This window comes from Rhodococcus sp. BE178, assembly GCF_050433545.1.
GTDB lineage: Bacteria > Actinomycetota > Actinomycetes > Mycobacteriales > Mycobacteriaceae > Prescottella.
This window is the reverse complement of record NZ_JBNPXA010000001.1, coordinates 247,144-273,846: the sequence shown is the minus strand read 5'-3', so window position 1 is coordinate 273,846 and position 26,703 is coordinate 247,144. Positions and strand designations below refer to the sequence as shown.

The 26,703-nt window shown below is 68.8% G+C and carries 30 protein-coding genes and 1 tRNA gene; 15 read left to right on the top strand and 16 right to left on the bottom strand.

Features of this window, described 5'->3' with window-relative positions; all coding sequences use genetic code 11:
• Positions 1–110: 110 nt before the first annotated feature.
• The 8 genes from J2X34_RS01205 to J2X34_RS01170 form a co-directional block, all read right to left on the bottom strand.
• Positions 111–635: a hypothetical protein gene (locus tag J2X34_RS01205; RefSeq protein ID WP_114718733.1), complete on the bottom strand. Its 525-nt coding sequence runs from the start codon at positions 633–635 to the stop codon at positions 111–113.
• Positions 636–781: 146 nt separating this feature from the next.
• A complete protein-coding gene (locus tag J2X34_RS01200; RefSeq protein ID WP_429515917.1) occupies positions 782–1,336 on the bottom strand; it encodes a hypothetical protein in 555 nt (184 codons plus the stop codon).
• 368 nt (positions 1,337–1,704) lie between these two features.
• Positions 1,705–2,238 (bottom strand): hypothetical protein, encoded by a 534-nt coding sequence (locus tag J2X34_RS01195; RefSeq protein ID WP_147283449.1) that lies wholly within the window; start codon positions 2,236–2,238, stop codon positions 1,705–1,707.
• Between the two features lie 257 nt (positions 2,239–2,495).
• On the bottom strand, positions 2,496–3,671 hold the full coding sequence (gene menE / locus J2X34_RS01190) for an o-succinylbenzoate--CoA ligase (protein WP_114718736.1): 1,176 nt from the start codon (positions 3,669–3,671) through the stop codon (positions 2,496–2,498).
• 41 nt (positions 3,672–3,712) lie between these two features.
• Positions 3,713–4,015 carry a DUF3349 domain-containing protein gene (locus J2X34_RS01185; protein ID WP_429515915.1) on the bottom strand — a complete coding sequence of 101 codons (303 nt, stop codon included), beginning with the start codon at positions 4,013–4,015 and terminating at the stop codon, positions 3,713–3,715.
• 22 nt (positions 4,016–4,037) lie between these two features.
• Entirely contained in the window at positions 4,038–4,313 is a 276-nt protein-coding gene (locus J2X34_RS01180) for a DUF3349 domain-containing protein (protein WP_254623033.1), read from the bottom strand.
• Between the two features lie 237 nt (positions 4,314–4,550).
• The gene (locus J2X34_RS01175; protein WP_114718738.1) at positions 4,551–4,817 is read right to left on the bottom strand and encodes a hypothetical protein; all 267 of its coding nucleotides are present in this window, start codon (positions 4,815–4,817) and stop codon (positions 4,551–4,553) included.
• A 13-nt stretch (positions 4,818–4,830) separates the two neighbouring features.
• Positions 4,831–6,066 (bottom strand): inorganic phosphate transporter, encoded by a 1,236-nt coding sequence (locus J2X34_RS01170; RefSeq protein ID WP_254622623.1) that lies wholly within the window; start codon positions 6,064–6,066, stop codon positions 4,831–4,833.
• Positions 6,067–6,518: 452 nt separating this feature from the next.
• On the opposite strand from J2X34_RS01170, the gene J2X34_RS01165 reads away from it, so the two are divergent.
• The 5 genes from J2X34_RS01165 to J2X34_RS01145 all read left to right on the top strand — a co-directional run bounded on the left by J2X34_RS01165 (position 6,519) and on the right by J2X34_RS01145 (position 12,221).
• Complete coding sequence (locus J2X34_RS01165) at positions 6,519–7,931, top strand: ABC transporter substrate-binding protein (protein ID WP_114718739.1); 1,413 nt, start codon at positions 6,519–6,521, stop codon at positions 7,929–7,931.
• Positions 7,932–8,076: 145 nt separating this feature from the next.
• Complete coding sequence (locus tag J2X34_RS01160; RefSeq protein WP_114718740.1) at positions 8,077–10,368, top strand: ABC transporter permease; 2,292 nt, start codon at positions 8,077–8,079, stop codon at positions 10,366–10,368.
• Positions 10,361–11,104 (top strand): ABC transporter ATP-binding protein, encoded by a 744-nt coding sequence (locus J2X34_RS01155; protein ID WP_114718741.1) that lies wholly within the window; start codon positions 10,361–10,363, stop codon positions 11,102–11,104. The genes J2X34_RS01160 and J2X34_RS01155 overlap by 8 nt, the downstream gene beginning before the upstream one ends.
• Positions 11,105–11,112: 8 nt before the next feature.
• Positions 11,113–11,865: an ABC transporter ATP-binding protein gene (locus J2X34_RS01150; RefSeq protein WP_114718973.1), complete on the top strand. Its 753-nt coding sequence runs from the start codon at positions 11,113–11,115 to the stop codon at positions 11,863–11,865.
• A 2-nt stretch (positions 11,866–11,867) separates the two neighbouring features.
• Positions 11,868–12,221 (top strand): hypothetical protein, encoded by a 354-nt coding sequence (locus J2X34_RS01145; RefSeq protein WP_114718974.1) that lies wholly within the window; start codon positions 11,868–11,870, stop codon positions 12,219–12,221.
• Between the two features lie 46 nt (positions 12,222–12,267).
• On the opposite strand, the gene J2X34_RS01140 is transcribed toward J2X34_RS01145, so the two are convergent.
• The 4 genes from J2X34_RS01140 to J2X34_RS01125 all read right to left on the bottom strand — a co-directional run bounded on the left by J2X34_RS01140 (position 12,268) and on the right by J2X34_RS01125 (position 14,821).
• A complete protein-coding gene (locus J2X34_RS01140) occupies positions 12,268–12,648 on the bottom strand; it encodes a VOC family protein (RefSeq protein ID WP_114718975.1) in 381 nt (126 codons plus the stop codon).
• Positions 12,649–12,691: 43 nt separating this feature from the next.
• Positions 12,692–13,141, bottom strand: a complete 450-nt coding sequence (locus tag J2X34_RS01135) for a hypothetical protein (RefSeq protein ID WP_429515911.1) — start codon at positions 13,139–13,141, stop codon at positions 12,692–12,694.
• Between the two features lie 41 nt (positions 13,142–13,182).
• A complete protein-coding gene (locus J2X34_RS01130; protein ID WP_114718742.1) occupies positions 13,183–13,806 on the bottom strand; it encodes a dienelactone hydrolase family protein in 624 nt (207 codons plus the stop codon).
• A gap of 121 nt (positions 13,807–13,927) precedes the next feature.
• Positions 13,928–14,821 (bottom strand): 1,4-dihydroxy-2-naphthoyl-CoA synthase, encoded by an 894-nt coding sequence (locus J2X34_RS01125; protein ID WP_114718743.1) that lies wholly within the window; start codon positions 14,819–14,821, stop codon positions 13,928–13,930.
• Between the two features lie 84 nt (positions 14,822–14,905).
• Here J2X34_RS01125 and J2X34_RS01120 point away from each other — a divergent pair, with 84 nt between their 5' ends.
• Genes J2X34_RS01120 through J2X34_RS01110 form a run of 3 tightly spaced genes read left to right on the top strand, consistent with a single transcriptional unit; the run spans position 14,906 to position 17,044 of the window.
• On the top strand, positions 14,906–15,553 hold the full coding sequence (locus tag J2X34_RS01120) for a PaaI family thioesterase (RefSeq protein ID WP_114718744.1): 648 nt from the start codon (positions 14,906–14,908) through the stop codon (positions 15,551–15,553).
• Positions 15,553–16,551 (top strand): o-succinylbenzoate synthase, encoded by a 999-nt coding sequence (locus tag J2X34_RS01115; RefSeq protein WP_429516170.1) that lies wholly within the window; start codon positions 15,553–15,555, stop codon positions 16,549–16,551. The genes J2X34_RS01120 and J2X34_RS01115 overlap by 1 nt, the downstream gene beginning before the upstream one ends.
• Positions 16,552–16,597: 46 nt before the next feature.
• Positions 16,598–17,044, top strand: a complete 447-nt coding sequence (locus J2X34_RS01110; protein ID WP_114718745.1) for a DUF6918 family protein — start codon at positions 16,598–16,600, stop codon at positions 17,042–17,044.
• 62 nt (positions 17,045–17,106) lie between these two features.
• Here J2X34_RS01110 and J2X34_RS01105 read toward each other — a convergent pair whose 3' ends face one another.
• Complete coding sequence (locus tag J2X34_RS01105; RefSeq protein ID WP_174912541.1) at positions 17,107–17,949, bottom strand: siderophore-interacting protein; 843 nt, start codon at positions 17,947–17,949, stop codon at positions 17,107–17,109.
• 64 nt (positions 17,950–18,013) lie between these two features.
• Complete coding sequence (locus J2X34_RS01100) at positions 18,014–18,610, bottom strand: flavin reductase family protein (RefSeq protein ID WP_429516169.1); 597 nt, start codon at positions 18,608–18,610, stop codon at positions 18,014–18,016.
• A gap of 77 nt (positions 18,611–18,687) precedes the next feature.
• Here J2X34_RS01100 and menD point away from each other — a divergent pair, with 77 nt between their 5' ends.
• The 4 genes from menD to J2X34_RS01080 are packed head-to-tail and all read left to right on the top strand — an operon-like array spanning position 18,688 to position 22,187.
• Complete coding sequence (gene menD / locus J2X34_RS01095) at positions 18,688–20,304, top strand: 2-succinyl-5-enolpyruvyl-6-hydroxy-3-cyclohexene-1-carboxylic-acid synthase (protein ID WP_429515908.1); 1,617 nt, start codon at positions 18,688–18,690, stop codon at positions 20,302–20,304.
• Positions 20,305–20,311: 7 nt separating this feature from the next.
• A complete protein-coding gene (locus J2X34_RS01090) occupies positions 20,312–20,734 on the top strand; it encodes a DUF3592 domain-containing protein (RefSeq protein WP_114718748.1) in 423 nt (140 codons plus the stop codon).
• Between the two features lie 35 nt (positions 20,735–20,769).
• Complete coding sequence (locus J2X34_RS01085) at positions 20,770–21,465, top strand: phosphatase PAP2 family protein (protein WP_254622622.1); 696 nt, start codon at positions 20,770–20,772, stop codon at positions 21,463–21,465.
• Between the two features lie 23 nt (positions 21,466–21,488).
• Positions 21,489–22,187, top strand: coding sequence for a demethylmenaquinone methyltransferase (locus tag J2X34_RS01080; RefSeq protein ID WP_429515906.1), 699 nt, complete (start codon positions 21,489–21,491; stop codon positions 22,185–22,187).
• Positions 22,188–22,241: 54 nt separating this feature from the next.
• Here J2X34_RS01080 and J2X34_RS01075 read toward each other — a convergent pair whose 3' ends face one another.
• Positions 22,242–23,492: a geranylgeranyl reductase family protein gene (locus J2X34_RS01075; protein WP_429516168.1), complete on the bottom strand. Its 1,251-nt coding sequence runs from the start codon at positions 23,490–23,492 to the stop codon at positions 22,242–22,244.
• Positions 23,493–23,653: 161 nt separating this feature from the next.
• Here J2X34_RS01075 and J2X34_RS01070 point away from each other — a divergent pair, with 161 nt between their 5' ends.
• Both J2X34_RS01070 and htpX read left to right on the top strand, forming a co-directional pair.
• Positions 23,654–24,700, top strand: a complete 1,047-nt coding sequence (locus J2X34_RS01070; RefSeq protein WP_174912536.1) for a polyprenyl synthetase family protein — start codon at positions 23,654–23,656, stop codon at positions 24,698–24,700.
• A 115-nt stretch (positions 24,701–24,815) separates the two neighbouring features.
• The gene (htpX, locus tag J2X34_RS01065) at positions 24,816–25,721 is read left to right on the top strand and encodes a zinc metalloprotease HtpX (protein WP_114718752.1); all 906 of its coding nucleotides are present in this window, start codon (positions 24,816–24,818) and stop codon (positions 25,719–25,721) included.
• Between the two features lie 132 nt (positions 25,722–25,853).
• Here htpX and J2X34_RS01060 read toward each other — a convergent pair whose 3' ends face one another.
• A complete protein-coding gene (locus tag J2X34_RS01060; protein WP_114718753.1) occupies positions 25,854–26,345 on the bottom strand; it encodes a YajQ family cyclic di-GMP-binding protein in 492 nt (163 codons plus the stop codon).
• A 167-nt stretch (positions 26,346–26,512) separates the two neighbouring features.
• Here J2X34_RS01060 and J2X34_RS01055 point away from each other — a divergent pair.
• A tRNA-Tyr gene (locus J2X34_RS01055) sits at positions 26,513–26,595 on the top strand.
• Positions 26,596–26,703 lie beyond the last annotated feature (108 nt).

Below are 26,703 nucleotides of genomic sequence, written 5' to 3'. Positions count from 1 at the left end.
ACAACCATGACGGTGCCCTCTTGCACCGCCCTTGCACCGTCCTTGCGTCCGGACACGGGCCGGGCCCGCGGTGCAATGCACCGCGGGCCCGTGTCTTCGTGCGAGTCGAGCTACTTCAGTAGGCCACCGATCAGGTCGCCGATGTTCGGGATGAAGTCACCGAGGCTGCCGGTGATCGTCCCGAGGCTGCCGAAGGTGTCACCGACACCGACAAGGACCGGCTCGCCCAGCTCGGGAACGGGATTGGCCAGCGACACACACGCGCCCACGACGGCGTACATGCCACCGGTGAGGGCCGGTGTCGTGTACGCCTTGGTGACACCCGCGCCGACGCTGTCGAGACCACTGGTCCAAGCAACGAATCCGGGCTCGAGCAGCTTGAGCGGGTCGTCGACCGCCTCGGGCACCTTGACGGAGTCGATCGCGACGGCACCGCACGTGCTCGTCGGGAAGTCGACGTTGGGGTTGGTGATGGAGACGGCGATCGCATCTCCGGCGGCCTCCGCCGTCACGGTCGGCCCCGTGAAGGTGGCGGGCGCGGCGGACGCGAGCGCGGGAGCAGCGATCAGGGCCGCGGCGGCGACGGCACTCCCTGCCGCCAGACGGGTGACGAGTGAGGTGGAACGTAAGCGCATGGTGTGGACCTTTCGACAGTGGCCGGCTCGGCGCGAGGAACCGCGAGGCGGACACGGCGAGCGGATCAGGAAAGGATGCGCGGCGGCCCGGGCATCCCCGACTGGTGTCCGGACCGCCGCGCACGTTCTGTGGTGCGGGTGGTCTGTCAGGCGGGCTGAGACGATCCGGCCGAGATGGCCTTGATCAGTCCGTCGATGTTGCCCTCCAGGACGAAGTCGAGGACGTTCTCGAGTGCGCCGTTGCGCAGGCTGCCGAAGATCGCGTCCTCGGGCAGGCTGACGACCTGGGGCTTGCCCAGCACCGGCGTGCCGCCGTTGGCCGAAGTGCATTCGCCGACAACGGCAAACACGCCGTCGTTGAACTCCGGCGTGGTGAAGGACTTGGTGTCGGACGCGCCGACGCGGGCCTTGTCGGAGACCTTCCAGAACGTGAATCCGGGCTCGAAGAGCTTGGAGGGATCCTTCTCCAGTTCACTCGCGCGCGACGCGGCGAAGGCGTGGGCGCCACACGTGACGGAAGGATCGGTATTGGGGTTCGCCACCGTCACCGTGATGGTGCTGCTCGCGGCGGCCGCGGTGACCGTCGGCGCCTTGACCGCGGGTGCGGCCGACGCGAGGGCAGGGGCGGCGAGAGCGGCTGCGCCGGCAATCGCGACACCGGCCACACTGCGGGTGAACAGATTTCGAGTACGCACGTGCATGGACAACTCCTGTTGAGTACGAGTGTTCGAAACACGTGATCGCGGCGCCCGGCTCCCCGAAACCAAGACCCGAAACCAAGATCACTGGGGAAAAGCATCGGGGTTGGGTCAAGTTCCCGCAAGGTGAACCTCTCGGGGCCGTAACGAAATGCGGTCCTCGGTGCGAGGAATGTTCCGTTCCTACCGCCCGGTAACGATGTTTGATCAGCGGAAATCCCCACCGTACGAGCCGGTTTGGGACCTATGTAACAATCTTGTTTCAGTGGTCGTTAGGTATTCAATTGCTTGTTCAACTACTTGAATTTCGGGGCGGTCGGTTCGCATCGGCCGGGCAGGGGTTTCCTGCCCGGCCGATGCTCCGACTCGGGCTACCCTGCGGCGAGCGAGCCGCCGGAGAAGAGGCCGCGGGCGATGCCCGCGATGTTTGCGGGGGCTGCGCTCGAACTGCCTGTGTACTGGCTGCGCGGAACCGACACCACCTGCGGATCGCTCGCGGACGGCTTCGGTTGTGTGGGCGAAACACATTCGCCCACAACGGCATAGAATCCGCGCGGGACGTCGAAGGTGTAGGTCCGGGACGAGTCGGCCGCGACGCGCTCGCTGCGTGCGGTCCGCCATGTCAGGAAGCCGGGTTCGTTGATCCTCGACGGATCCTCCTCGAGTGCGGAGAGCTTCGAGGCCTGGACCACGAACGCCCCGCAACTGCTGGTCGGATCGCTGTTGGGATTCTCGAGCGTCAGGTCGAAAGTGCTGTCGGTGACGGTGAACGTCACTGTGGGGCGGGTGAGCTCCACGGTTTCCGCGCCCGCAACTGCGGGTGCGGTGAGTGCCGACACGCCGACGAGGACGGCCCCGACGGTCGTGCGGCGTAACAGCTGAGATGTAGACGGACGTGTTTGCATGATCAACCCCTGTCGATGGAGTGTCGGTGGACAGGCGATCGCGGTGCTCGGTTCCCCGAAACCAAGATCACAGGCGAAGCATGGCCCGTTTACGTTTTCGGGCAAGGGTTTTCGGCGGAATCGGCCGCGCCCGCGGGTGGCGCCGAATCGTTTACCTCCCCGCTGCACTCCCTTTGATCAGGGAGAACCGTCGCGCCGAACCCGCCGCGCCGAAGAGTAACAATCGTGTCTCGGCCGGCAGATACTGATCAACTGGATCAATTATTCGTTCGAATCCAGGCTGTCTGCAGGGCCTTGCGGTCCACCTTGCCCGGCCCCCGCAGCGGGAGTGAGCGGACGAATTTCACCTCCCGCGGTGCCGCGGTCGCGTCGAGCGAGGCGCCGACATGGGCCCGCAGGTCGTCGACGGTGGGGGCGGTCCCGTCCTCCGGCACGATCGCCGCCACCACCCGCTGGCCGAGTCGTTCGTCGGGGACACCGAGCACCGCGCATTCGCGAACGTCCGGGTGCTCCATCAGGACGGCTTCGACCACCTGCGGCACCACCGTCAGACCGCCGGTGGAGATCGCCTCGTCCAACCGCCCGCGGATCGTCAGGACGCCGTCGGTGACGGTTCCGGCATCGTCGGTGCGGAACCATCCGGGCTCGCTGAAGGCCGGGTGATCCGGAATCCCGCGGTACCCCGATGCGAGCGTGTCTCCACCGAGCAGGACGCGGGAGTCGTCCGCGATGCGGACCCGCACACCGTCGAGGGGTGTGCCGTCGTAGACGCACCCGCCGCACGTCTCGCTCATCCCGTAGGTGCGCACGATCGTCAGTCCGGCGTCGACGGCCCGGCGCAGGAGCGGCGGAGGTGTCGCGGCGCCACCGAGGAGGACGGCGTCGAGTTCGGCGAGTGCGGCGGCCGCCGCGGCGTCGTCGAGGGCCTTGACCAGTTGGGTGGGCACCAGCGAGGTGTAGCGACGTGGCCCCGCCATCGCGTCGACGGCTGCCGGCAGGGTCGCCGGATCGAATCCGCGTGTGACGTCGACGACGACGGGCGCGGCGCCGGCCAGCACGCTCCGCAGCAGCACCTGCATGCCCGCGATGTGGTGTGCCGGCAGTGCCAGCAACCACGACCCGGGCCCGCCGAGCCTGCGGTGTGTCGCGTCGCCGCTGGCCCGCAGCGCGCGCGAGGTCAGCATGGCGCCCTTGGGGACCCCGGTGGTGCCCGAGGTCGCCATCACGAGCGCGATGTCGTCGGCGCCGGGCACATCGTCGATCGCCTCACCCGGACGCAGGGCGTCGCACAGGCGTCTCGTCTCCTGCTGGTCCTGCTCCGGTACCGGTAGGAGGGGTGGGCCGTCGCCGTCGAGGAGTCGCTCGAGCCGGGGCAGGAGGGCCGTCGCCGCGGTACCGGCGGGAATCGGAAGGGTGTGCAGGACCGGGCTCACTCCTCGATGGTTTCACGGGGAGCGTCCCGGTCGGACACGGGTCAGGTCGCCGGTGGACCGGCGAGCGGCCATCCCCCGGACGACAGGTGCGACCGCACGCGGTCCACGTCGGATTCGAGCGGCATCTCGTTGGTGATCTTGGTGATGAGCACCTGGATGTCGGTCTTGGAGATCGGCAGGTCGCCGTCGTCGACCAGGGCTGCGGTCACGACGTCGACCTCGTCCTCCGACAGTCGGCGGGTGAGGAGAGCGAACAGCGGGACATAGTCCTGCTCGGGAACGCCGTTGGGGTAGCCGGCGCGCAGCCAGTCGATGATCGAGGAGAGGAACGGAGGCAGGCTCAATGGTGCTCCTGAACTTGGTCCGTCAGCGGTATTGGTGTTCTCTCGACGCTTCCTGCTCGTCGGAGACGACGGGCCAACCACCCGCGGCGAGGCGCTCGGTGACGCGGGCGATGTCCTCTTCGGTCGGCTGCTCGCGGATGACGCCGGCGATGATGCTCTTCAGCGCGTCGTAGTCGACGTGCCGGTCGGGATGCTCGTGGGCGGTTTCGATCGACAGTTCGACGATCTGCCCGATCTCCTCGTCGGTCAGTCGGCGTCCCAGGACGGCGAGCAGCGCGAAATGGTCCTTGGCGGGAATCCCCTCCGGATAGCCGGCGCGGAGCCAGTCGAGTACCGAGCGAAGCGCGCTCTTGTGTTCCGCCGAGCGGGGCGAGTCATCGGTCGCCGAGCGGTGCGAGTCATCAGTCGCCGAGCGGTGCGAGTCATCAGTCGCCGAGCGGTGCGAGTCATCGGTCGCCGAGCGGTGCGAGTCATCAGTCACGGATGCGATCACTTTCACGAAGGAGTGGGGACGCGGGTCGGTGCGTTACCTCACTCAGAAGACGTGGATGCCGAAACTGCTGGCCAGGAAGTTCTGCATCAACATCAGTATCCCAGCAATGATCGCGATCAGCACGACGGCGAAGCAGAGGGCGGCTCCGAGCTTGCCGAGCGTCGACGCCTGTCCATCGGGACCCGGCTGTGCGCCCATGGACAGTGACTTGAGGCCCAGCGCGAAGATGGCGGGCAGTCCTGCCCCGAGCAGTAGTCCGACGAGGACGACCTGCCACAGCGAGTTGGCGGTCTGTACGAGTAGATCCATCGGTCGTCTCCTTTCAGATCTTGCGGGTGGTGGGCTCGACCTCGGAGGTCTGGTCGGTCACGGCAGCGGCCGTGGCTGTGGTCGTGGCCGAAGCAGCGTCCGCGTCGTTCGTGGGGGCCAGGCCCCCCTCCCACTCGGCGTTGACGTTGCTGGGGTCGATCGGTTCGCGGCGCGACCGGATGTACATGAACGCCGACAGTGCGACCAGCAGGGCGAACACGACGATGACGCCTGGCAGGCCGCCGATCACGTGTGCGAGGGCCCAGCAGATCGCGCCGGCGATACCGGCGGACGGCAGCGTGATCAGCCAGGCGACCGCCATGCGGCCGGCGACGCCCCACCGCACCTCGGCACCCTTGCGGCCGAGTCCCGTACCGAGGATCGAGCCGGTCGCGACGTGGGTGGTCGACAGCGGCAGACCGAGGTGGCTCGAGGTCAGGATGATCGCGGCAGACGACGACTCTGCCGCCATGCCCTGCGGGGCAGCGATCTCGACGAGGCCCTTGCCGAGGGTTCGGATGATGCGCCAGCCGCCGAGGTAGGTGCCGAGGGCGATCGCCACCGCGCAGCTGAGCTTGACCCAGAAGGGCATCTCGCTGTCTGCAGTGATGGAGCCGTGGGCGACCAGGGCCAGGAAGATGACGCCCATCGTCTTCTGGGCGTCGTTCGTGCCGTGCGCGAGTGAGACGAGGGATGCCGTGCCGACCTGGCCGATGCGGAAGCCCTTGCTCTTGTTGTCGTCCGGGACGTCCCGGGTGATGCGGTAGATCAGCTTGGTGCCGACCGCGGCGACCAGCGCGGCGACCACGGGAGCCAGCAGGGCGGGGATGATGACCTTGCCGAGCACACCGCCCCACTCGACGCCGCTCATGCCGATCGAGGCGATGGCCGCGCCGATGAGGCCGCCGAACAGGGCGTGCGACGAGCTGGACGGCATGCCGAACAGCCAGGTCGCGAGATTCCAGAGGATGCCGCCCACGAGGCCGGCGAACACGATCAGCAGCAGGTCCTCACCGCTGACGGTCCCGAGATTGACCACGCCCTTGGCGACGGTCGCGGCGACCTCCACGGACAGGAAGGCGCCTACCAGATTGAGGGTTGCAGAGAGTGCCACTGCGACCTTCGGTCGGAGTGCGCCGGTGGCGATGGAGGTGGCCATCGCGTTCCCGGTGTCGTGGAAGCCGTTCGTGAAATCGAATGCGAGGGCAGTGACGACCACTACCAAGAGAACGACGAGCTCTGCGGTCACAAGCGAATTGTGCGTATCGAAAGCGTAAAAGTACAGCGAGCATCCGGTGAACAAGCCGTGATCCCGGTTGCATCGTCCCATCACCTCGCACGACGGTTCCGGTGGTGTGTGGACACTCACGTTTTTCGGCTGCCTGTGGCCCGCCTCACTACGAAGTCTCACTCACCGGGATGGGCCCTCGGCGTGGGTGTGATCCTCATTACGGTCCTCCGCATCGGGGCTCATGAAGCCTCGGGTAGCGGGGCGAAGGAGTGGGTGGCGCGATGAGAAAAGCGGTCTGGGACATCACTCGACCTCGTGTCTTTACCTAAAGAAACGAAATCGATTACTTGACCTTTACTTGTCGATCCACGTGCTCGGAGCGGCAGCCCTGTAGGGCGTGACCGCACCACCGAGCACGCCCGTTCGTCCCCGGCCCGGTTCCGGGCACTCGAGAAGGAGATTCACAGATCGTGAAGCGAAACAAGACAGCCAAGCTGGTTGTGGCACTCGCCGCAACCGCGGCACTGGTCTCGGCCTGTGCCGGCGAGCGCTCCGGCGACTCGGGCGTCCCGAGCAGCGGCTCGGGCGACACCAAGTCGGCATCCGCGTCGGTCGACAAGTTCGGCACGCTCGCCTCCCCGTGCGGTGAGGGCGACGCCAAGGGCGCTACCGATCAGGGCGTCAGCGACACCGAGATCAAGATCGGCTTCGGTGACGACCGCGGCTACGCCAAGGCTCCGGGCCTCAACAAGGAGATGTCCGACGCCGTCTCCGCGATGATCGAGTGGTGCAACGATCAGGGCGGCATCAACGGCCGCAAGATCGTCGGCACCGACTACGACGCCGCGATGACGCAGGCCAACGCCGTCATGCAGGACGCGTGCCGCTCCGAGTTCATGATGGTCGGCCACGGCTTCGCGATGGACCAGACCTCCGAGCAGACCCGCGTGGCCTGCAATCTGGCGGCTGTCCCCGGCTTCACGGTCTCCCCGGACGCGGCCAACGGCCCCATGACCTACCAGGGCGTGCCGTTCCCCGTCGACATCGCGAACGCGTCGGCGTGGTTCCAGATGGGGGAGATGCACCCCGACCTCAAGAACGACTTCGCGCTGATCGGCTCCACGATGCCGACCATCATCACGTCGCTCACCAAGACCAAGTCCATGGCCGAGGCCGCCGGCTTCAAGCTCAAGGACTGTGGCGTCACCATCAACTACGACGGTGAAGCCAGCTACGTGCCGTTCGCCGAGAAGTTCAAGCAGTGCGGTGCCAAGGGCCTGTGGACCTCGCGTTCGCCGGTTCCGGCCGAGTTCAACCTCATCAAGGCGATCGATCAGGTCGGCCTCGACCCGATCCTGCTCGGTGAGGCCACGTGGTACGCCAACGCCGTCCAGGGCTTCAACAAGGACAGCGGTCTGCTCGACAACCTCAATGCCGGCATGACCTTCCAGATGCTGGAGAACGACGACAACGCCGCCGTCAAGCAGTACAAGGACCTCGTCACGGCCAAGGGTGGCAAGACCGCGCTCCTGGGCATGCAGGCCACGTCCTCGTTCCTGCTGTGGGCCACCGCCGCCGACGAATGCGGTTCGGACCTGACGCGTCAGTGCATGATCGACGAGCTCTCGCAGATCCACGAGTGGGACGGTGGCGGACTGCACGCCGTCAGCGACCCGGGTGCGAACATCCCGGCGCAGTGCGGCCTGATGGTCTCGCTGAAGGGCGCGGACTACTCGCAGGCGTTCCCCGCCGATGCCGGCGAGTTCAAGTGCGACCCGAACTACCTGGTCAAGACCGACAAGTCGACGTGGGGCACCGAGCTGGGTGCCGATCGCATCTCGACCAAGTACCTGAACCCGAACGTGATCACGCCCAAGGCATGATCGCCCGCCGCGCGGCGTAGGACCCACAGGTCCCGCCGTCCGGCTCCCTCGATCCACCCAACGATCCACCGATGAATGCGGCGCCCCGGGCCACCGCCCCGGGGCGCCGCCTCCATCCTGACTGGAGAACTCAGAGGGTTTCCAGATGGACACATTCGTGACATTCACGATCCTGGGTCTCGTCCTGGGCTCGGTGTACGCAATCGCAGCCTCAGGGCTGGTGCTCACCTACAACTCGTCCGGCATCTTCAACTTCGCGCACGGCGCGCAGGCGATGCTCGGCGCCTTTCTCTACTGGCAGCTCCGCTACGGTTGGGGTCTGCCGACACCCGTGGCGTTGATCATCACGCTCGGCATCGCCGGACCGCTCATGGGGCTGCTGCTGTACGCGCTGATCATGCGCGGCCTGCGGGACACCTCCGAGGTCACCAAGATCGTCGTCACGGTGTCGATCATGCTCGGCATGCTGTCGCTGTCGACCTGGTTCTGGCACCCCGAAGAAGCGCGCACCATGAAGATGTTCTTCGGTGACGACAGCCGGTTCTCGTTCTTCGGCGCGACGATCCACACCCACGAGATCATCTGCCTGGTCGCCGCGGTCCTCATCGCCGTCGGCCTGCGCTTCCTGTTCACCCGCACCCGCATCGGCGTCTCGATGCGCGGCGTCGTGGACGACCCTGATCTGCTCCGCCTCAACGGGCACAACCCCGAGCGCATCGCCGCGTTCTCGTGGGCACTCGGTTCCACGCTGGCCGTCCTCGCCGGCATCCTGGTCACCCCGATCAGTGGTGGCACGCTCGAGGCCAACCTGTTGACGCTGCTCGTGATCGACGCGTTCGCCGCCGCGATGTTCGGCCGCCTGCGCAGCATCCCGCGCACGTTCGTCGGCGCCATCGTGCTGGGTCTGGCCGGCACCTACGTGCTCGGCTACTTCCCGTCCGAGTGGACGTGGACCTCGAACCTGCGCGTGTCGCTGCCGATGATCGCGCTGTTCGTCGTCCTGATCGTGCTGCCGCAGGATCGGCTGCGCGGCGCCGCGGTCCGTACCCGTGAGCGGTACTCGGTCCCGAGCGTGCGCAAGGCCGTCGCGTGGGGCGTCGCCCTGATCGTGATCGTCTACCTGATCCGTCTGCTCATGGTCGAGTCCGCGATCACCACCCTGACCCTGGGTGTCTCGTTCGCGATCATCGCGCTCTCGTTGACCCTGCTCACCGGATACGCCGGCGAGATGAACCTGGCGTCGGTGTCCTTCGGTGCGATCGCGACCATCGTCGCGTTCCACTTCGGTGTCTCCGGAACCGGCCTCGCGGCCCGCATGACCATCTGGGGGCTGATCTTCGGGACCCTCGCGGCCGCGGTCATCGGCGGCCTCGTCGCACTGCCGGCGCTGCGCCTGCGCGGCCTGTACCTCGCGCTGGCGACGATGGCATTCGGCGTGTTCCTCAGCAACATGGTGCTGCGCGACACCACCGAGCACGAACTGTTCGGCGTCAAGTTCTCGATCTTCCCCGGCGGCTCCCTCGTGATGCCTCCGATCAAGATCGGCCCGCTGGACCTGAGCAACCAGACGGCGTTCCTCATGACCGCCACCGCCCTGTTCGTGATCCTCGCTGTCGGCGTCATCGCACTGCGCAACAGCGGCTACGGCCGCCGGCTCGCCGCGATGAAGGACAGCCCGGCCGCCTCGGCGATGCTCGGACAGAACCTCGTCAAGCTCAAGCTCAGCGTGTTCATGCTCTCTGCCGGCATCGCCGGACTCGGCGGCATCCTGATGTCGACCGCGATCGGTGCGGTCTCGAACGAGAACTTCTCGATCATGATCAGCCTCACGATCCTGATGCTCACGGTCGTCGCCGGCATCGGCTACGTCACCGGCGCGTTCTTCGGCGGCATCATGGCCGGCATCGGATTCGCGGTCATCATGGTCTCGTTCGGCAACCTGGCCTCCAGCCAGCCCGAGATCGAGGGACTGTGGACCTTCCTGGGTCACCTCGCGGCCGTCAGCCCCGCGCTGATCGGTATGGGCGTCGGCAAGAACCCGTCGGGCACGGTGCACGACGTGATCGAGGGCTACCGCCACCTGCGCAACGCCAAGCCGGTGCTGATCGGCGGCGCGGCCGTCGTCGCACTGTCGTACGTCCTCGCGCTCACCGGCGTGCTGGGCAACTGGTGGTTCGCGACGATCACGATCGTCACGGTGTTCATGCTCCCGGTCATCGGAAAGATGGTCATGCCGGAAGCGGTCCTCGGCAAGGAGGCCGCCGACGCCGCCAAGGGCATCGCGCCCGAGGAGATCGGCATCGACGCGCCCTACACGGAAGAGGGCCTGACGCAGCTCGACCGCGAGCTCGGACTGCCCGCCACGGTCACGGCCCACACCGCTGCGGCCACGGAGCACTTCGCCTCGAAGCCGAAGGAGTTGAGCGTCCATGCCTGACACCCCGATCCTCGAAACCCGGGGCATCACTGTCCGATTCGGTGGCCACGTCGCGGTCAACGACGTCAGCATCACGGTCGAACGCGGATCCATCACCGGACTGATCGGACCGAACGGCGCCGGTAAGACGACGCTGTTCAACACGATCACCGGCCTGCAGAAGCCGGCATCGGGCAAGATCCTGCTCGACGGCCAGGACGTCACCCGGCTCTCGCCCGCCAAGCGGGCGAACAAGGGACTGGCCCGCACCTTCCAGCGGCTGGAGCTGTTCCTGTCGCTGTCGGTGCGGGACAACATCCGGGTCGCCGGCGACATCCACAAGTCCAACACGCGCAGCAAGATCGACGTGGACGCCGAGACGGACCGGATCCTCGAGCTGACCAAACTCACCGATGTCGCCGACAAGGACGTCTCGGACATCCCGACCGGACGGGCTCGCGTCGTCGAGGCCGCCCGGGCACTGATGACATCGCCGCGGCTGCTGCTGCTCGACGAGCCCGCGTCGGGCCAGACCGAGCAGGAGACCGAGGACTTCGCGGACCTGCTGCAGTCCCTGGCGGCGGACGGTCTGGCGATCTGCCTCGTCGAGCACGACATCCCACTGGTGATGAAGCTGTGCAAGCAGATTCACGTGCTCGACTACGGCGCCGTCCTGGCGTCGGGCAGCGCGGCGCAGGTGCGCGACGACCCGGCGGTGATCGCCGCCTACATCGGCACGGCAGAGGAGGCAGTGTGATGGCTGTGATGTCGACTGGGGCCACGAACGTGACGGAGACGCTGGACGGGCCGCAGGACGGACCCACCCCGCTGCTCGAATTGGTCGGTGTCCGTGCGAGTTACGGCCCCATCGAGGTGCTGCACGGGGTGGACCTGACGCTCGCCCCGGGCACCGTCATGGCCCTCCTCGGGCCGAACGGCGGCGGCAAGACCAGCACCCTGAAGATCTGCTCGGGCATCCTGCCGATCACCCACGGCGAGCTGCGGATGGCGGGCCGGGTCGTCAACGGCGCCGAGGCGTCGGACCTGGCGAAGCTCGGTGTCTGCTCGATCCCCGAGGGGCGCGGCATCTTCGCCAACCTCACCGTCCGCGAAAACCTGTGGATCGCGACCGGCACGGGCACCGACCTCGCCAAGCTCGAGGAGATCGCCTACACCCGGTTCCCGATCCTCGGGAAACGCAAGAACCAGTTGGCCGGCTCCATGTCCGGCGGTGAACAGCAGATGCTGGCGCTGTCCCGGGCCCTGGGTACCGACCCGACCCTGCTGCTGCTCGACGAGCTGTCGATGGGTCTGGCGCCGCGGATCGTCTCGCAGATGTACGACATCGTCGGCCAGTTGGTCGAGGAGGGTCTGACGATCCTGGTTGCCGAACAGTTCGCCCGCGCCGTGCTGCCGATCGCCGATCGCGCGGCGCTCATGCTCCACGGACGAGTGGTCCGAGTCGGGGCGCCCGACGAAATCGAGAACGACCTTTCCAACAGTTACCTAGGAGGATGACGATGACCACTCTCGCAGATGAGCGTCGTGCCCAGTTCAAGACCGACGTCGCCGACCTCGAGCTCAAGACCGGCCAGTCGCGCGGCGACAGCGTGGCGCGCGTGTCCGGTCTGGTGCTCATGGTCGTCGGTGCCGTGGCGGCCTTCGTCGTGTACGTCTCGTCGCTGACCCAGAACGACCTGCGCGACATCGCGTCGTACCAGATCCTCGCGACCGCGTTCCTCGCGGTGACGGTGATCGGTGCCGCCCTGTACCTGGCCGGTGCGATCGCCAAGGTGCTGCGCCTGTGGCTGCTGCGTCAGCTGCACGAGGGTCAGGCGCAGGCCGACCAGATCGCCGCTGCACTGTCGAAGTAGGCGCTCCGCGCCCGTGCGCCGTTCCGAAGTAGGCGCACGGGCGTGTTCAGCGCAGGTCGCGGCGGATCGGATGGTCTGCAGGGATCTGCACCAGCACGATGGGCACACCGTCGGGGTCGGCGATCCACATCTCGTGCAGGCCCCACGGCTCCTGTCGGGCCTCCCGCACGATCGGCACCTCCGCCCGGACCAGGTCGTCCTGGGCGACGGCCAGGTCTCGCACCTGCATCCACAGCGCGCCCGAGAACCGCGTGTCCAGCTCGGTGCCGCCGTGCGAGGTCACCTCGACCAGCCCCTGTCCGACGAAGAACACTGTGCCGCCGGGGTATTCGCGCGCGATCGCCAGGCCCAGCGTGTCGCGGTAGAACGCGAGGGTCACCTCGTAGTCGTGGGGTCGCAGAATGATCCGGCTGCTGAGAATTTCCACGCTCATGTCCTCCTGATGCTGTTGCCGGGCAATTCTTCCCGAGTCACTCGTCCGGGGCCGGACGGGCCTCGTGCCCCGGGCGGCCGTGCGTACGCCGCGCTTCCTTCATCTCGGCCTCGTACAGGTGCCGGCGACCGCCGAGCAGCACGTCGCGCACCGCCTTCTCGTGATCGCGGAACTCGGACCAGTAGCCGTCGTCGAACTCCTCGACGATCTGGAACGTCCACCGCCCCTCGAGGACGTTGCGTCCCAGCATCGACGTCTGCAGGCGTTCGGCGCACGCGGGGTGGCCCGACGCGATCAACTGCTCCACCGCGTCCCCGAGCTGCCGATCCGCCCGGCCCAGCAACTGGTGGAACGCATACAGGTGGCCGCGGGCCTGCTCGACGGTCTCGAGCGCCTCGGACAGCTTGCCGACCGCCTCGACGGTGGCGTCCGTGACGCCGTCCGGGCGGCGATGTTCAGGCGCGGGTTGCTCGCGGTCGACGGACATGGGTCCAGTCTGCCTGCTGCCGCGCCACTTCCCGTGATCCTTCACGATCGGGGCCCGTGCGCGACGAACCACTCGCGGGCCCGCTCGGCGACCACGTCCAGCGTGCCGGGCTCCTCGAACAGATGCGTCGCGCCGGGCACGATCTCCAGCTCGTGTTCGCACTCGAGCAGGGCGGCGGCCTGCCGGTTCAGCTCGATCACCGCGGTGTCGAGCGAGCCGACGAGCAGCAACGTCGGCGCCCGGACCATCGACAGGCGTGATCCGGCCAGGTCCGGGCGGCCGCCGCGGGAGACGATCGCGCAGATGTCGGCGTGTGGTTCGGCGGCGGCGTGCAGGGCCGCGGCGGCGCCGGTGCTCGCGCCGAAGTACGCGACCGCCGCCGCCCGCTCCTGCACCCGCGCGGTCACCTCGATGAGCCGGCACGACAGCAGCGGGATGTCGAACACGAGCCGACGGTCGCCCTCCTCGTGCGGGGCGAGCAGGTCGAACAGCAGCGTGCCCAGGCCCACGTCCTGCAGCAGTTCGGCGACGAACCGATTGCGTGGGCTGAACCGCCCGCTGCCGCTGCCGTGCGCGAACACGACCACTGGCAGCGCGCCGACCGGATCGGTCAGCGCACCCGACAGGCGCACACCGTCAACCGTGAACGAGACCTCGGTGCTCACCTGTCCATTGCACACCCGATCACGGCCCGGCCCAACCCCCGCGCCGCTCCGGAAACGGGCGTGCCGCGCCCCCGATCGGGGACGCGGCACGACGAAAACCTCCGCGGCAGCCGGAAGTGGCTCAGAAGTACCAGGGGTAGGGCGACCAGTCCGGGTCGCGCTTCTCGAGGAACGAGTCGCGGCCCTCGACGGCCTCGTCGGTCATGTACGCCATCCGGGTGGCCTCGCCGGCGAACAACTGCTGGCCGACCAGGCCGTCGTCCTGCAGGTTGAACGCGTACTTGAGCATGCGCTGGGCCTGCGGCGACTTGCCGTTGATCTTGGTGCCCCACTCGATCGCGACGTTCTCGAGCTCGTCGTGATCGACGACCCGGTTGACCGCGCCCATCCGGTGCATCTCCTCGGCCGTGTAGGTGTCGCCGAGGAAGAAGATCTCGCGGGCGAACTTCTGGCCCACCATCTTCGCGAGGTAGGCGCTGCCGTAGCCGCCGTCGAAGCTGCCCACGTCGGCGTCGGTCTGCTTGAAGCGGGCGTGCTCACGCGACGCCAGCGTCAGGTCGCACGTGACGTGCAGGCTGTGCCCGCCGCCGGCGGCCCAGCCGTTGACGAGCGCGATCACGACCTTCGGCATGAATCGGATCAGGCGCTGCACCTCGAGGATGTGCAGGCGTCCGGCGCGCGCCTTGTCGACGGTCTCGGCAGTCTCACCGGAGGCGTACTGGTAGCCGCTGCGGCCGCGGATGCGCTGGTCGCCGCCCGAGCAGAACGCCCAGCCGCCGTCCTTCTCGCTGGGGCCGTTGCCGGTGAGCAGCACGCAGCCGACGTCGGAGGTCATGCGCGCGTGGTCGAGCGTGCGGTACAGCTCGTCGACGGTGTGCGGGCGGAAGGCATTTCGGACCTCGGGGCGATCGAACGCGATGCGGACGATGCCCTCGCTGACATGACGGTGGTACGTGATGTCGGTGAGATCCTCGAAACCGGGGACGGGACGCCAGAGCTGCGGATTGAAGGTCACGGAAGCGAGGATAGGCCCCGGGCTCCGGTGTGTCGGGGCACACCTCGCACCGGAACGACTCCACCCCGGCGATACCGTGCAGGGATGAGCGAGCAACTGCGGTCCGACGACCGGCCCGACGCCGACGTCCACGAGCACCACGGCGGGTTCCCGGTGTTCACGCCCGTCCCGGCGGGGCCGAACTTCGGGAGGTTCGTCGAATCGCTGCGGCGGCTGCAGGACCTCGCGGTGTCGACACACATCCCCGACGACGTGGTCGAGGAGGCCATCGCCCGCGCCGACGCCCTGAGCGACATGCTCGAGCAGTACCGGGTTCCCGAGGGCAAGTCGCCGGCGGGCTTCAACTCGCAGCTGCCCGGCCGTGGCAGCCTGCTGCTCCTGCCGTGGCTGTTCGACAAGGTCGACACCGACGGGGTCCGCGCCCGCGGCGTCTTCCGGATGTACCACCGCGGCGGCAACAACGCCGCGCACGGCGGCACGATCGCGCTGCTGTTCGACGACATGCTCGGCATGATCGTGCACGCGTCCGGACACCCGATCGCGCGCACCGGCTATCTGCACGTCAACTACCGCAAGGTCACCCCCATCGAGACCGAGCTGGTGGTCGAGGGCCGCGTCGACCGGGTCGAGGGCCGCAAGCTGTTCTGCACCGTCGATCTGCGCGACCTGGACGGCAATGTCCTGGCCGACTGCGAGGCCCTGATGATTCAGCTGCTGCCGGGCCAGCCGTGATCTTCCCGTCCCTCGACGACGTCCTGGCCGGGGCCCGCGTGGTGAGCCTGCCGATGCGGGTTCGCTTCCGCGGCATCACCACTCGTGAGGCGCTGCTGCTCGAGGGGCCCGCCGGGTGGGGCGAGTTCGCGCCGTTCCCCGAGTACGACGACGCGGAGGCAGCGCACTGGCTGCGCGCCGGTATCGAGGCCGCGTGGGCGGGGCCGCCGACGCCGGTGCGCCGGCGGGTACCGATCAACGCGACCGTCCCGGCGATCGATCCGGCGCGGGTCCCCGAGATCCTCGCCCGCTTCCCCGGCGCGCGGACCGCGAAGGTCAAGGTCGCGGAGAAGGGGCAGACCCTCGCGCAGGACGTCGCGCGGGTCGACGCGGTGCGCGAGCTGATCCCGAATGTGCGCGTCGACGCAAACGGCGGCTGGAACGTCGACGACGCCGTCGCCGCGCTGACCGCGCTGACCGCGGACGGCCCCCTCGAGTACGCCGAACAGCCGTGCGCCACCGTGCCGGAACTGGTGGAGGTGCGCCGTCGCCTGCCGGGTGTCCCGATCGCCGCCGACGAGAGCATCCGCCGCGCCGAGGACCCGCTCAAGGTGGTGCGGGCCGGCGGCGCCGACGTCGCGGTGGTCAAGGTGCCGCCGCTCGGCGGGATGCGGCGACTGCTCGCACTGGCCGACGAACTCGCAGGTCACGGTGTGCCGGTGGTGGTCTCGAGTGCGCTGGACACCGCCGTCGGAATGAACGCCGGCCTGGCCGCGGCGGCCGCGCTGCCCGGGCTACAGCACGCGTGCGGCCTCGGGACCGGGGGACTGTTCGACGCCGACGTCACGGCCGAACCGCGCGAGATGTCGGACGGCACACTCGACGCGAGCCCGGTGTTCCCGGACCCCGACCGGCTCGCCGAATTGGCCGCGCCGGACCCGCGCGCCGACTGGTGGCGCGACCGGCTGCGGCGGTGCCACGAACTGCTCCTCACCGGTGCAGATACCCGCCTCGTATAGTGTCGTGCCCGCCAGAAATGGACCAGTCGATACGGAGGCTTTGAAAGTGGTTGCAGCTCTGAACGAAACCCTGCTGGACGATGCCCGGTTGCCCGCGGTACTCGCGGACGTCCAGGCGCTCGTCGACGCAGAGGTTTCGGACAAGAAGGGTGCGTCCGGCCTGGCGCTCAAGGGCGGATACTCGGCGGTCAAGAAGGTCGGTCCGTCGATCGTGCCCGACGCCATCGAGGGTTTGCTCCCGGCGTTCGTCGCGCGGCTCGAGCCGTTCTGGCAGGAGTTCGTCGCGAGTGGTGAGGGCAGCTTCTCGGCGTTCCTGACCGCGCGCAGCGATGCCGCCGCCGACGCCCTGCTGGGCGTCACGGACGAGCGCATCGAAGGCACCGACAAGGGCGCGATCAAGAAGGTCTACTCGACCCTGCGTCCGTCGGCGAAGAAGCACGTGATCGAGGCGCTGCCGCGCCTGGGTGATCTGGTGCAGAAGCACGCGGCCTAGTCGGCCGAGACAGTGGGCCCGTCCGGTGCATACCGGGCGGGCCCACTGTCGCTTCGGCGGTGTCAGTACGCGGCGTGGCCGTGGCGCCAGTACCCGGTGAAGGCGATGTCGCTCTTGGGCACGTGCCGGTCGTTGACGAGGTGTCGGCGCACGCCGGTCGCGAGTTCGCTCTCGCCGGCGACGAACGCGTAGAACGGCCCCTCGGGCAGGTCCGACAGGTCGGCCGAGCGCAGTGTCGCGAGCGCCAGCTCACCCGGCCGCGCCGAGGCGTCCTCGCGCACCAGCCAGTGCACGTCCAGGCCGTCGCGCACGGGAACGTCCTGCTTGTCCGGAATGTCACCGGCGTGCGGGATCTCGACGTACGCGCGAACCCGCACGCCCGGGTCCACCGAACGCAGGATCCCGACGATCGCCGGCAGCGCGGACTCGTCGCCCACCAGCAGCTGCCAGCGGGCATCCGGAGTGGGGTTGTAGATCAGGCCCTCGTCGAGCAGGCCGATCCGATCGCCGGGCGCGCACGAGTTGGCCCAGGCCGACGCGGGACCGAGGTCGCCGTGCGAGGCGAAGTCGATGTCGAGTTCGGGGCCGCCCCCGAAAACCCCGCCGGTGGCACGGAACTCGCGGACCGTGTAATTGCGCAGCACCGGACGTACGTCCTTGGGGATCAGCTTGAACTGCGCGAACCACAGGCTGCCACTGGAACCCGGCAGCCGGATGCTCGTCTGCCCGGCTTCCGGGATGAACATGCGGAACCACTGGTCGAAGCCCATCGGGACGAAGCCGCGGAGGTCGTCGCCGCCGATCGTCACGCGGACGAACGACGGGCTGATCTGCTTCGTGCCCAGCACGTGCGCCGAGATGACGGCGCGCTGTTCGGGTTTGACGTACTTGGAGCGTGTGGCCATGACATCCCGTCCCGCGGATCGACAATAGTTTAGCCAACCCTAATGTGAGACTCGTCCTCTTGTGTCAGTCAGGCCGACCGGGCCGCTCGATCCGCCGCACCGGCGGCGTCATGCCCCACTCGTCGCGGCCGAGCCGGCTCAGCGGGGCGATCTTCGCGAACTCCGGCAGGCCGTCGTCGGCCAGCATCTCCGGGCGCACCGCGACCGCGAGGACGTCGCCCATCACGACGAACGAGTTGCCCACCTCGATCACCCGGCGCAGCGTGCACTCGATCGCGACGGGCGCGGCGGCCACACGGCGCGGGCGCACCCGCTCGCTCGGCTCGCTCGCGATGCCGAGGGTCGCGAACTCGTCGGTGCCCGGCCGGTAGGGCGCCGAGCTGGCGTTCACCTCGTCGACGAGCGACTCCGTGGCCAGATTGATCACGAACTCGCCGGTCTCCTCGACGTTGCGGAGGCTGTCCTTGCGGGTGACCGACGTGAACTGGACAACCGGCGGATTCGAACTCGACACCGTGAAGAAGCTGTACGGCGCCAGATTCGGAACCCCGTCGGCCGACAACGTCGAGACCCAGGCGATGGGTCGAGGGACCACCGACGCGGTGAGGACGCTGTAGAAGCGGCCCGGATCGACTCGAGCGGGATCGAAGACTGTACGCACCATCAATCCATCCTGGCAGGACGAGCGTCGGGGTGCCGCGCGGGACGACGGCCGTCGCATCTGCCAATCTTGAAGGCGTGAATCCGTCCACTGCACAAGCCACCGCCGTCGTCGACGAACTGGTTCGCGGCGGGGTACGTGAGGTCGTGCTCTGCCCGGGTTCGCGTAACGCGCCGCTCGCCTTCGCGCTGCAGGCCGCCGACGCCGCCGGGCGACTCCGGCTGCACATGCGGATCGACGAGCGCACCGCCGGGTTCCTCGCGGTGGGTCTCGCGGTCGCGGGCGGGCGGCCCGTGCCGATCGTCATGACGTCCGGCACCGCGGTCGCGAACCTCGCGCCCGCCGTGCTCGAGGCCAACTACGCGCGTGTCCCGTTGGTCGTGCTCAGCGCCAACAGGCCCTACGAGATGCTCGGCACCGGCGCCAACCAGACCGTCGAGCAGCTGGGGTTGTTCGGCAGCCAGGTCCGCGCGACCATCAGCCTCGGCCTCGCCGAGGAGGGTGAGGACCAGAACAGCCAGTGGCGCAGCGCGGTCTGCCGCGTCCTCGCCGCCGCCCGCGGCACCCGCTCCGGCAACGCCGGCCCCGTGCACTTCGACATCCCGCTGCGCGAGCCCCTCGTACCCGACGTCCACACGCAGGGCCCGGTCCCCGAGGGACGCCCGGACGGCGCCGCGTGGACCACCACGATGCACGCCACTCTCGACGTCCCGATGGACCTCGACATCACCCCGGACACGGTCGTGATCTCCGGGCACGGCTCCGCGTATCGGCCCGAACTCGCGCACCTGCCGACCGTTGCCGAGCCCACCGCGCCGCTGCACGGCATCCCGCTGCACCCGCTCGCGCTGCCGCAGCTCAAGCCGCGCCAGGCGATCATCACGGGCCGGCCCACGCTGCACCGTCCGGTGTCGAAGCTGCTCGCCGACCCGTCCGTCGCGGTGTACGCACTCACGACCGGCCCGCGCTGGCCCGACGTCTCCGGCAACGTCCTTGCCACCGGCACCCGGGCCGTCGTGTCCGGTGAGCCCGACCCGGCGTGGATCGCGCGTTGCCGGACGCTGTCGGAGCACGCCGACAAGGCGGTGCGCTCGCAGCTCGCGGCGCACCCGAAGGCCACCGGCCTGCACGTCGCGGCCGCGGTGATGGATGCGCTGTCCGACGGCGACCAGTTGCTGCTCGGGGCGTCGAACCCCGTGCGCGACGCCGCGCTCGTCAGCTACCCGCGACCGGGCGTGAAGGTGCTGTCCAACCGCGGTGTCGCCGGCATCGACGGCACCGTCTCGACGGCCGTCGGCGCGGCACTCGCGTACGAGAGCGAGGGCCGGACGGTCGCGCTGCTCGGCGACCTGACGTTCCTGCACGACGCGTCGGGCCTGCTGATCGGCACCGGCGAGCCGCGGCCCGCCGACCTGACCATCGTGGTCGCCAACGACGACGGCGGCGGCATCTTCGAGCTGCTCGAGCAGGGCGACCCGCAGTACGCGGGCGTGTTCGAGCGGGTCTTCGGCACCCCGCACGGCATGGACCTGGCCGCGCTGTGCGCCGCCTACCGCGTCCCGCACCGCCGGGTGGAACTGCCGGACCTGACGGCCACACTGACGACCCCGGGGGAGGGCGTCCGGGTGCTCGAGGTGACCACCGAACGATCCGGTCTCCGCGAGCTGCACGGCGCCGTCCGGGCACAACTGTGAGGCGGGCGTGAGTCCCCGCATCGCACACCGCGTGCAGGTCGGCATCGTCGCCGTGGCCGCCGGGATCTCGGTGCTCGCGGTCCTGCTCGTGCTCGCGGCGTGGCGCAACGACCGGACCATCGAGTCCGACATGGGCACCGCCACAGCCGAGGTGCTGTCGGCCGGATCGCTGCGCTCCGCGGTCAGCTTCGTCACCCCCGACGGCGTCACCCACAACCCCAAGCTGGGCGTGCTCTACCCGACCAAGCTCACCGCGGGACAGCGCATCGACGTCGAATACGCGCGCAGCGATCCCGACCTGGTGCGGGTCGCAGGTCGCGACGCCAGCGTCGCGATCGTGCCCGCCGGTTCGGTGATCGTCGTGACCTGGATCGTGGCGCTTCCCGTCCTGCTCGTGGTGCGCCGGAAGGTCGACACCGAGGGTTCCTGAGAAGTTCACTCAGGAAGGGTTTCTAAGCTCGACCGATGCGGAGAAGTTCGGAACGGGCCGGGATGATGCTGATCGCCGCCGCGGTGCTGGTGGTGGCGCTCTACCTACTGCGCGACGTCAGTGCGGCGATCTACCGTGCGATCGTCCCGCACACGTCCGAGATACCGGGCGTCGGGCTGATCGCCGACGTCGGGCTGCTCGCGCTCGTCGCGCTGTTCGCGGTCCTCGCGGTGCAGATGTGGCGCACCCGGTCCGTGTACCTCGGGGACCTGCTGATGGGCGGCTTCGGCGTCGTGGTCGCCTACGCACTCAGCGAAGTGATCAAGGTGTTCGTCAGCGAGGAACGTCCCTGCCGGGTCGAACTCGCGCTGACCGACTGCCCGGCCGCCGGCGACTGGTCCTTCCCGAGCAACCACACCGTCATCGCGGTCGGCCTCGCGACGGCGATCGTCCTCGCCTCCGAGCGCGCGTTGTCGTCGCTGCAGCGGGGTCTCGTGATCGCCCTGGCTGCCCTCATCGGCCTGGCCCGCGTCCTGCAGGGCGTGCACTACCCGCACGACGTCCTCGCCGGCGCGATCGTCGGTTCCTCCGTCACCATCGCGGTCGTCGTGATGCTGGTGCCGTGGGCGCGGAACAAGGCGCGCATGCTCACTCGACGGGTACCCGCTGCGGAGGACCAAGCGCAGGAGAGCCCGACGGGGGAGAGCCCGGCGGCGGACATCGGGGCATGAGCGGGTTGGTAGCGTCTTCCGTCGTGGCAGAAACACACGGATCGCGGGCCTCGCTCGAGAAGGATCCGCACGAGGTCGCATCCATGTTCGACGGTGTCGCGAAGCGCTACGACCTGACGAACACGATCCTGTCGTTCGGGCAGGACCGCAGCTGGCGGAAGGCGACGCGCGCGGCGCTCGACCTGAAGCCGGGGGAGCGGGTCCTCGACCTCGCCGCCGGCACCGGAGTCTCGACCGTCGAACTCGGGCGCTCCGGCGCGTGGGTGGTGGCCACCGACTTCTCGAAGGGCATGCTGCACGCCGGACGCGGGCGCCGGGTCCCGATGGTCGCGGGCGACGCGATGCACCTGCCGTACGCCGACGCGGTGTTCGACGCCGCCACCATCTCGTTCGGGCTGCGCAACGTGTCCGACTTCGACGCCGGCCTGCGCGAGATCGCCCGCGTCACCAAGCCAGGCGGACGCCTCGTCGTCAGCGAGTTCTCGACGCCGGTGTTCGGGCCGTTCCGCACCGTCTACATGGAATACCTGATGAAGGCGCTGCCGCAGGTCGCCCGCGCCATCAGTAGCAACCCCGACGCCTACGTCTACCTCGCCGAGTCGATCCGGGCGTGGCCGACCCAGGAACAGCTCGCGAAGCGCATCGAGGACGCCGGCTGGCGGAACGTGCAGTGGCGCAACCTCACCGGTGGCGTCGTGGCGCTGCACCGCGCTATTCGGTGAGCCCGCTCACGCGCCATTCGGTGAGCCCGCTCCCGCGCCACCCGCTGGTACAGCTCAGCTGAACGGCGGGCGCGGGTCCAGCCGCAGCGACGCGGCACCCGACGTCCGCCACGCACGGGCCGTGAAATCGGCGTCCTCGTCGGTGACGAGGTTGCCCATCACCCGCACCGCGACGGTCATCATCGCGCGCGAGCGCATCGCGACCGGGCCCGACGCCGGCAGAAAGCGGGCCAGCGTCAGCAGTCCGGCGAGCCGCCGCGCGATCGAGAACGCGCGGCCGTACCGGTCCCGCAGGATCGTCGGCCACGCGTCGGTCAGGTCGTCGTGGTCGAGCACCTGCGCCACCAGGCGCCCGCCCTCGAGCCCGTAGTCGATGCCCTCGCCGTTGAGCGGGTTCACGCACGCCGCGGCGTCGCCGATCAGCGCCCAGTTGCGCCCGGCCACCCCGGACACCGCGCCACCCATCGGCAGCAGCGCCGACGCGACGGAACGCACCTGGCCGTCGAGTTGCCACTCGGCGCGGCGCTGGCCGGCGTACAGCTCGAGCAGGGGCCGCAGCGCGCCCGGAGCGGGGCGCTTGGCCGTCGCGAGGGTGCCGACACCGATGTTGACCTCGCCGGTCCCGAGCGGGAACACCCAGCCGTAGCCGGGCTGCAGCGTGCCGGTGTCGTCGCGCAGTTCGAGATGTGACGTGATCCACGGGTCGTCGCTGCGCGAGGACGTCACGTACGCGCGTGCCGCCACCCCGTACGCGGTGTCGCGGTGCCACTGCCGGCCCAGCTGTTTGCCCAGCGTCGACCGGACGCCGTCGGCGACGATCAGCTTCTCGCACGTGACGGTGTGTGTGCCGTCCGCTGTCTTCACCGTCACCGCGCTCACCCGGTCGCCGCGGCGCTCGACCCCGACCGCCTTGGCGCCCTGGACCATTCGAGCGCCTGCCTCGACGGCCGTGAGTCGCAGCCGGTCGTCGAGCTCGGTGCGCCGTACCGCGCTGCCGACCGCGGGCAGGGTGCCGCCGGGCCACGGCAGCTCCAGTTCGCGGCCCCACCCCGTCAGGCGCAGGCCCCGATTGGTGGTGTGCCCGCGGACCCAGTCGCCCAGACCCAGGTGATCGAGTTCGGCGACCGCACGCGGGGTCAGTCCGTCACCGCAGGTCTTGTCTCGGGGGAAGGTCGCCGCATCGACGAGAAGCACGCCGCGCCCGTCGCGCGCGGCCCACGTGGCCGCCGCCGAGCCCGCCGGACCGGCGCCGACGACCAGGACTTCGGTGCTCGAGGGGAGATGCCGTGAGGAGTGCTCGGGCAGGTTCCGGGCATCGCTGGACCCAGCGGTCGGGAAATGTTCGGCCACCACCCCAGTATCTTCTCAGGCTGAGGTAGCGCAACGCGATGAGGGCAGGTGTGGTGACAGCCGGTGATACCGCTAGGTTCACTACCGTGGTTACCGAGGCGTCACCGACTACAGGAATGAGTACTGACATCGTGAGCACTGAGGGGTCGGAGCGGGCGGCAGGTTCGGGCACCGTCGTGGCCGGGGTTGACCTCGGCGACCAGCAGCTGGCCGACGTGGTGCGCGACGGTCTCCACCGTGTCGAAGAGCTCCTGGTCAGCGAACTGTCCGACGGCGAGGACTTCCTCACCGAGGCGGCGCTGCACCTCGCGAAGGCCGGCGGCAAGCGGTTCCGTCCGCTGTTCACCGTGCTGACCGCGCAGCTCGGACCCAAGGCATCCGATCCTGCCGTGGTCACGGCGGCCACCGTCGTCGAGCTCGTCCACCTCGCGACGCTGTATCACGACGACGTCATGGACGAGGCGACCATGCGCCGCGGAGCGCCCAGTGCCAACGCCCGCTGGGGCAACAGCATCGCGATCCTCGCCGGCGACTACCTCTTCGCGCACGCGTCGCGCCTGGTGTCCACGCTCGGCCCGGATGCCGTGCGGATCATCGCCGAGACGTTTGCCGAGCTCGTCACCGGCCAGATGCGCGAGACCATCGGCGTCAAGGAACAGCAGGACCCGGTCGACCACTACCTCAAGGTCGTGTGGGAGAAGACCGGCTCGCTGATCGCCGCGAGCGGACGTTTCGGCGGCACGTTCTCGGGCGCCGACGCCGACCAGATCGAGCGGCTCGAGCGCCTCGGCGACGCCGTCGGGATCGCGTTCCAGATCTCCGACGACATCATCGACATCTCCTCGGTGTCGGACCAGTCCGGCAAGACGCCGGGTACCGATCTCCGCGAGGGCGTCCACACGCTGCCCGTGCTGTATGCATTGCGTGAGGAGGGCGCCGACGCAGACCGGCTGCGCGAGTTGCTCGACGGACCCGTCACCGACGACGCCGAGATCGCGGAGTCGCTCGCGCTGCTCGAGCGTTCCCCGGGCATGGCCGCGGCCAAGGCCAAGCTCGGCGAGTACGCCGACCGGGCCCGCGCCGAGTTGGCTCAGCTGCCGCAGGGACCGGCGAACGAAGCTCTTCTGCGACTCGTCGAGTACACCATCGAACGCGTCGGATGACGCTTCGCTGACGTAGTCTTCGACCAGCCCGGGAACCGTCTCCCCGGGCTGGTTCGTTGTTCAGGTCAGGAAGCCACGCGGACGTCGCGGCGGTGGAACAGGGAAGAGGCGAGTCGTGCACGGTTATGCAAACGGTGCCAAGACGTTCGGCCTGCTGGTCGGAATGTCGGCACTGATCATCTTCATCGGCTCGTTGTTCGGCAACCGGAACATCCTGATCTTCTCGATCTTCCTGGCCGTCGCGACCAACGCGTGGGCCTACTTCAACAGCGACAAGCTGGCGCTGCGGGCGATGCACGCCCAACCCATCACCGAGGTCCAGGCCCCGGTCATCTACAAGATCGTCCGTGAGCTGGCGACGGCCGCGCACCAGCCGATGCCGCGGCTCTACATCAGCCCCACCGCGGCGCCCAACGCGTTCGCGACGGGACGCAACCCGCGCCACGCGGCGGTGTGCTGCACCAGCGGGATCCTCGACATCCTCGACGAGCGCGAACTGCGCGCGGTGCTCGGGCACGAACTGTCGCACGTCTACAACCGCGACATCCTGATCTCGTCGGTCGCCGGCGCGATGGCCGCGGTCATCTCGGGTCTGGCGAACATGGCGATCTTCGCGAACATGTTCGGGGGCCGCGGCAACGGGCAGGGGGCCAATCCGATTGCGCTGCTGCTGGTCTCGCTGCTGGGGCCGATCGCGGCCACCGTCGTCAAGCTGGCCGTGTCGCGGTCGCGGGAGTACCAGGCCGACCAGTCCGGTGCCGAACTGACCGGCGATCCGCTGGCGCTGGCGTCGGCGCTGCGGAAGCTCGAGCGCGGCACGCAGGCCGCGCCGCTGCCGCCGGAGCCGAAGATCGCCGCGCAGTCGCACATGATGATCGCCAACCCGTTCCGCGCCGGCGACCGGGTCAGCAAGATGTTCTCCACGCACCCGCCCATGGCCGACCGGATCGCCCGTCTGGAGAAGATGGCCGGTGGCGGCTCGCCCGACGGCGGGCTGCCCCCCACCCATCGCGAGTACTGAGTCCTCGGCCGGTCCGCCGTGCAGGCGGGGGGGGACGGCTCGGATCCGACGGAAACGGGCCGCACGCCTCCGCGTGTGCGGAAGGTGTGCGGCCCGTTCGACGGTCCGGTACCGGCGCGGGGCCGGGCGGCGTCAGCGGTAGTTCACGAACTGCAGGGCGATTCCGAAGTCCTCACCCTTGAGCAGCGAGATGACGGCCTGCAGGTCGTCACGCTTCTTGCTGCTCACCCGGAGTTCTTCGCCCTGGATCTGCGCCTTGACGCCTTTGGGGCCCTCGTCGCGGATCTTCTTCGAGATCTTCTTGGCGTTCTCGCTGCTGATGCCCTGCACCAGGGATCCGCTGAGCTTGTAGATCTTGCCGGACTGCGCGGGCTCACCGGCGTCGAACGCCTTGAGTGAGATGTCACGGCGGATCAGCTTCTCCTTGAAGACGTCGAGCGCCGCATTGAGGCGCTCCTCCGTCTCGGCCGTCAGCGTGATGGTCTCCTCGCCGGACCACTCGATGCTCGCCCCGGTGTTGCGGAAATCGAACCGGGTGCCCAGCTCCTTCGCAGCCTGATGCAGAGCGTTGTCCACCTCTTGACGATCAACCTTGCTCACCACATCGAAGGACGAATCAGCCACTGCACACTCCCAAATCCATAGCGGTCGACCCCACCCGGACAGTGGGGGGTTGCCCTGACGCTATCGGGTCGAGACCACCCCTATCCACCCGGTTTGCATATCTGGGGGGGCTTCGTTGTATTCTTCGATACGCGCCAGAGAGCCTGTGCACTCCGGTCGCGAAACCAGGCAGGTTGCCCGAGCGGCCAATGGGAGCGGACTGTAAATCCGTCGGCTTATGCCTACGTAGGTTCGAATCCTACACCTGCCACACAAGTTCAGCCCCGACCCGAAAAGGGTCGGGGCTGAACTGCTTTCGGGGTCCTCTCGTGCCGTCCGGCCCGGCGCCCGGGGCGTATGCCTGTGATCCATCCCACTC